This is a genomic window from Thermodesulfovibrionales bacterium (assembly GCA_035622735.1).
Taxonomy (GTDB): Bacteria; Nitrospirota; Thermodesulfovibrionia; order Thermodesulfovibrionales; family UBA9159; genus DASPUT01.
The window spans coordinates 1-3,145 of the sequence record DASPUT010000074.1 but is presented as its reverse complement, the minus strand read 5'-3'; the positions used below and the strand labels follow the sequence as shown (position 1 = coordinate 3,145).

The following is a 3,145-nucleotide window of genomic DNA, read 5'->3' as shown; positions in this document are numbered from 1 at the left end:
TGGGCCTCACGATCTCGACAAAGGGGGTGAGGAAATCCCTTACCTTTCCCGAGTATCCCATGGCGATGCCGAGGGGAAGGGCTGTCAATACCGCCGCAGCCACCCCGCTTAATACCCGCTTCAGACTACCGAGGCAGTGTCCGGCGAGGTGATAACCCGGAGGAAGACCGTCCGTAAGAAGTTCCTTGATGCCGCGGAGAATGAGTAAAGGGGAAGGTAATCTGTTTTCCGGGATGACTCCGTATGTCGAGAGTACCTGCCAGATGACAAGAACAAGAAAGAGGGGAAGGTACCGTGATAATCTCCGCACCGGGTTCACTGTTTTTCCTTCGCTCGCTTTGTGTCGCATCGGTCGATCAGGTCACTTCGCCGCTTCTCCGATTCTCGTCATATCCAGGTATTCATGAGTAAAGGTATCGGTATTCATCGGTTTTACGTATCCGAACCTGAGGAGATAACGGGCGTATTCCTTTACGTCGGCCTCCTTGATGTGGTAATCGTACTCGATATTCCTGAAGGCTAGGCGAACCGTTTCTCTGTCCATCCCGGTATATTTCATGCCGATGCGGATCGCCTCATCGGGATATTTTTTGATATACTCAGTCGCTCTCTTATGGGCCTTCACAAACGATGTGACCGTTCCCGGATGTTCCCTGCTGAATGTCTCTTCGACGACAACGACGCAGCAGGGATGATCTTTCCATATGAGAGACGATGCAATGAGCACCCTTCCGATGCCCATGGTCACCGCTTTCGACGGATGGGGCTCCCAGGCGATGAAGGCATCTATCTGCCTTGTGTCAAGCGCGGCGATCATCTCCGGAGGTTTTATCGCAACGATATGTAGCTTCGCGGGATCGACACCGGCATTTTCGAGCGCCCTTCTCAATAAGAAATCCTGGACGCTCGAGTAGCCGGGGATCGCAACCGTCTTGCCCGCGAGGTCCCTCACTTCCCTGATCGGCGAGTCTTTCCGTACTACAACGGCGGAACCTTCGGCATTTGCGAGGGAAACAGCCTTGATCTGCGCCGATTTGTTCGCAGACCCCGTGGCGCTCGGAGCAACACCGAGATAGCCGATATCGATGCTCTTTGAGGCAAAGGCGCTCATCTCTTCAGGGCCGGCATTGAAGATGCCGGCAACTTCGACAGCAACCCCCTCATCCCGGAAGAACCCCTTTTCGATAGCGACCCATGCGGCGAGGTGATGTAGGTCATTGCGCAGATAACCGAGACGCACCTTTTTTGGAGCGGCCGGTGAGAGCGCGGCGGTGATCAGAACGACAATAGCAGCTGCTAATGCAATGACAGTTTTCATTAGACCTTCTGCTCCTATTCAGAAGTGAGGGCAGACTCTTCATCCTCCCCTCGATCTTCTGTCTCAACGCTGCCAGCCTTGACAGGAAAACCCCAAAAGAGAGCCCCCTCCCCGAAAGGAGGGGGCAGGGGGAAATGAAACAAAAAACTACCCTTTTATGCTCGGCGCTATCGGGGCCTTCTGTTCCTCGAGCATCGCCTTGAGATTCGTATATTTGTCCTTCATGTGCGGGATATGCATCGCCTGCATGAACTCCTTCTCAAAAGTCGGTTCCGTCGCTATCTCGACGAACTGCACCCAGCGTGCGCGTTCGTCGGCCTCGCGCCGTTTGTCCTTGTTAAGGAGTGCCATTCTCGCACCGTCACCTGCTGCATTCCCTACGACAATGACCTTGTCGATGGGAACGTCAGGGAACATGCCGAGGGTCAGTGAGGCCTCCCTGTCTATGTGGCTGCCGAAGGCTCCGGCGAGTTCGACCCGGTCGAGCTTCGTCACGCCCATCTTCTGCATCATGAGTTTCGCTCCGGTATAAAGGGCACCCTTCGCGAGCTGGAGCGCACGGACATCTCCCTGAGTCACCGTGACATCGGTATTGATCGATGTCTCCTCAGCCCAAGCGAGAACGTACTCGGGTTTCCCGTCCACGTCCGGCCTCACCCTGTTGGTCCCGAGGTTCATCACGAACTTGCCGGTCTTGTCGATGATGCCTGCCTTGAACATTTCGGCAATGACATCAATGATTCCGGAACCGCAGATGCCCTTGGCGTTGATCTTGCCTTCTATGTGGGTGTGCCAGTCAGCCTTTCCGATGACCTTATACTGGGGTTCCCTAGTCACCGGATCGATCTTCACCTTTTCGATTGCCCCCGGCGCAGCCCTCATGCCGAACTTTATCTGTGCTCCTTCAAAGGCGGGTCCCGTCGCGCAGGAAGTGGAGCAGACCCTATCTTTGTTTCCAAGGAGAAGTTCACCGTTCGTCCCAATATCGATGACGAGCACCATCTCATCCTGGAAATACTGTTCCTGGGCTATGAGAACACCCACGTTGTCCGCTCCGACGAAACCGGCTTCTATCGGCAGCACATGGATATAGCCTGCGGGATTTATCTTGAGAGCGAGGTCCCTCGCCTTGATGTTCAGGGAGCGTTGAACCGCAGGGATGAAGGGCGAGCGTCCGATGTAGACCGGATTCAATCCGAGGAAGATATGATGCATCGCCGTATTGAAGACGATGGTGAGGTCGTCTATTTCATATCCCGGGTGGGGACCGTCCTTCTTGATTTCGATAACGACCTTCTCGATGATCTCGTTCAGTCCGGCTATGATGGCGTTCTGCATCGTTTCGAGACCCGTCGGGTTCGTCATTGCATAGGTTATCCGTGACATGACGTCTTCGCCGTACGGCACCTGGGGATTCATCATCGACTCGGTATTGATTACCTTGCCGGTGCTGAGATCACAGAGATATCCGACGCACGTCGTTGTCCCTATGTCGACGGCGAGCCCGTAGCAGACATCGACATGACCGGGCTCGACCTTTATGATCTCCCTGCCCATCCAGACCGTGAACGTCGCCGTCCAATTGCCTTCTCTCAGTGCGTCTTGGAGGGTTCTCAGGGCAAGGAAATCGAAGGTAACGCCCTTGAGGCCATAGTCATCCTCCAGCGCCTTGATGACCCGCTCGTAGTCGCCGGTCGTCATGTCATGGAGCGTGGGCCGGGTAAAGCTGAGCGTATATTTCTTTACCGCCGGATCGAGGGCTATCGTAAGTTCCCTGGCCGCTTTGCGAACGACCTGTTTGCCCGCCCGTGAGCGCTCAGGGACGAA

At 55.1% G+C, this 3,145-nt stretch carries 3 protein-coding genes; all 3 read right to left on the bottom strand.

The window, feature by feature from the left end:
* Nucleotides 1–349: hypothetical protein (locus VEI96_04020; protein HXX57143.1), on the bottom strand; the 349-nt coding region annotated here is incomplete at its 3' end.
* A 12-nt stretch (nucleotides 350–361) separates the two neighbouring features.
* Complete coding sequence (locus VEI96_04015) at nucleotides 362–1,318, bottom strand: ABC transporter substrate-binding protein (GenBank protein ID HXX57142.1); 957 nt, start codon at nucleotides 1,316–1,318, stop codon at nucleotides 362–364.
* Nucleotides 1,319–1,465: 147 nt separating this feature from the next.
* Nucleotides 1,466–3,145, bottom strand: a 1,680-nt coding sequence (locus tag VEI96_04010; protein ID HXX57141.1) for an ASKHA domain-containing protein, incomplete at its 5' end; no start/stop codon positions are given.

Excerpts from the sequence above, each read along its gene's own strand:
- VEI96_04015 (HXX57142.1), bottom strand. The coding sequence starts at position 1,318 with ATGAAAACTGTCATTGCATTAGCAGCTGCTATTGTCGTTCTGATCACC.